Source organism: Roseibium sp., from assembly GCF_025698965.1.
GTDB lineage: Bacteria > Pseudomonadota > Alphaproteobacteria > Rhizobiales > Stappiaceae > Roseibium.
The window spans coordinates 1-2641 of sequence record NZ_JAILWL010000663.1 but is presented as its reverse complement, the minus strand read 5'-3'; the positions used below and the strand labels follow the sequence as shown (position 1 = coordinate 2641).

Below are 2641 nucleotides of genomic sequence, written 5' to 3'. Positions count from 1 at the left end.
AAGTCGACATCACGAACCTTCGCAATCACAAAGCGATTCGACTTGCTGTTGCAGGCGAATCTTGAACTTAATGAGTCTGACGATAGGAAGGTAAAAGATATGTGCAGAACGGTTTTTTCGATATGCGGTCTTTTGCTTGTCTTCAGTCTTGGTGCCTGTGCAGTCGGTCCAGGGACACCGCTGGTGGACGCTGTGAGATCGGACAGAGGGCCCACAAGCTCCAATGTACCGGTGCCGGAGGGGTATGGGCTCAGCGGTTATCCCGGTAAATCCAGTGGCTTGATCAATCCGGAAGAGCGTGAGGCCACCCAGGTCTATCTGGAATCTCTGGCGACGCAATAACGGCTCGACCTCGATTGAGAAAACAAAAGCTCTTCCGTTGAAATTGCCTTATATTCCAATCTCCGAAACTGTGAAATTATAAGTATTCCTTTACAACTTGAACGTTACCTTGCCAGCCCGTAAGGGGCTGGAATTTAACGTATATGACACTTGATACTCCGACATTATTTACATGTCTGACGGTTGCTGAAATTGCCGGAAGTGCAATTCTCCTTCTTTTTTGCTTTTTCTGGAACTCGCGGGGAAACTCGTGCACGCAAAGCCTTAGTTTGTGGTCCGCCGGTTTTTTCCTGATCGGTTGCGGCTCAATGCTGGTAGCCATGCGGGGAGCAATACCTGACGGGCTGAGCATTGTGACAAGCAATGCGCTTATCCTTGCCGGAGCAGCTTTGCGTCGTAGCGGGTTGGCTGTATTTCTTGGCCAGAAGCGGCATTTTGGGGTGGGTGCGGTGGTAACGCTCCTATGGGTCGCACTCTGCTTTTTTCCTCCCTTCAGAGAAAACCTGGTTGCCAGGATCAACTACCTTTATTCGTTCCTGATACTGAACTGTCTCTGGATTGTCTGGATGGCGTTCCGGGATAACAGGGAAAAGCTGCGCTCCGTTCGATTGCTTGGAGTGACCATGTTGTCTGAATGCGCTGCCTTTGTCTGGTTTGTTTTGCATCAGAACCTGCACACTTTCCCCGACTATCTATCATCGTTTCCGGAAAGCTTCATGACCGTTTACCTGGTCACGCTTCTGTTCTCGAGCATCATGACCTTTGTTCTGCCGCCCTGCATGGTGATCGAACGTTCTCTTTTGGGCTTCAAGGAGCAGGCGCTGCAGGACGCTCTGACCGGTTTGCCGAACCGGCGCGCCTTTCTGGATAATGCCAGTTCCTGGGTTGCCGACCGGAAATCGGAAGAACAGGTCTACAGCGTGATCATGCTGGATCTGGACAGGTTCAACTCGGTCAACGAGACTTTCAGCAATGCCATGGGAGATGCGGTATTGCGCCTGTTTGGCCGGGTGCTGAAAGACACAACGGGCGAAAACGCCATGCAAGGGCGCATCACAGGGGAGGAATTCGTTGTGTTTTTGCCGGGAGCCGACAAGGAATTTGCGATGCTGACAGCCCAGCGCATATGCAGACAATTCGGACATTCGTGTCAGGAGGCATCTGAAGGCAAATTGTTGGTCTCGGCGAGCGTTGGCCTTGTAACTACTCATTCGGGGGTCGACCTGGAAAGGGCTATGGAAGTTGCGGGCCGGGGGCTGCACAAGGCGAAACAACAGGGGCAGGCACAGGTTGTCGCCATGGACCTCACGCCCGGGGGAGGTTTGACGAAAAGCTCGCGTATTGCGGGTTTTTCCTTTCTGCGGAAAAAAGTCGCCTAGGATCTGTTTCGGATCAGTAACAGGCCCTGATTTGAACAAAACCCGCTGTGTTTTGGTGGCGGAGGTCCTGCAAAGCGCAAGACTTCGTGGCGCTGAAGTATGCCGATTATTGCCATTTCCAATTGGATGCAGGTCTCTTCGTGGTCCGCTTGTTTTGGGTCAGTCACAATCAATGTATACTTTGAAGTGCGTTTCGAGAGGGCGAATCGTCTGGTGGGGGAGAAGAGTTGCTTGACGCAACAACACTTTTTACGTGTTTGATGGTTGCCGAACTGGCAGGCAGCGCCGTTCTCGCGTCTCTTTTTCTTTTCTGGAAACACCCGAATTCCGAAACAAGGTGGTCAACCGGGCTCTGGTCTGCGGCATTGCTTTTAGGTGGAATCGGTACCTTTTTTCTGGGTTTGCGAGGGCTTCTTCCTGACAGCATCACACTGGTTCTAGCCAACTTTCTGATCCTCTTCGGTACCGGGTTGCGCAGAAGCGCGGTCTCAGCATTTTTTCAGATGCCGAAACGGATCTGGATCGCGGGGGCTGTCGGAGGGGTCTGGGTGCTGTTGTGCTTCATTCCCGCCTTTAGAAACAATCTGCCGGCACGTGTGAACTACAACGAAGCCGTGATGGTCTTTCTGGTGCTTTGGAGTGTCTGGATCGCAGTCAAATGCAATCGGGAGCGCCTGCATACGGCAAAAATTTATGCCGTCAGTTCCGCACTGGAATGTGTTGCCTATTTGGGTATGGCCATATTTTTCAGCACATCAGCTTACGAGAATTATCTGGCGTCATTTCCTTCTTACGCGCTTCCTTATCTTTTACTGACCATTCTTGTCGCAATGGTTTGTTCCCTGATCTCCGTAGTTGCAATGACACTGGAGCGTACGCTCTTGAACTATCGGCAGCAGGCAGATGAAGATCCCTTGACG

Annotated in this window: 2 protein-coding genes and 1 pseudogene; all 3 read left to right on the top strand. The window is 51.7% G+C overall.

Features of this window, described 5'->3' with window-relative positions:
* Nucleotides 1-342, top strand: a 342-nt coding sequence (locus K5905_RS31295) for a hypothetical protein (protein ID WP_297591622.1), incomplete at its 5' end; no start/stop codon positions are given.
* A gap of 308 nt (nucleotides 343-650) precedes the next feature.
* Nucleotides 651-1721, top strand: a complete 1071-nt coding sequence (locus K5905_RS31290; protein WP_297591621.1) for a GGDEF domain-containing protein — start codon at nucleotides 651-653, stop codon at nucleotides 1719-1721.
* 227 nt (nucleotides 1722-1948) lie between these two features.
* Nucleotides 1949-2641, top strand: a pseudogene (locus K5905_RS31285) (hypothetical protein); the annotation flags it as partial.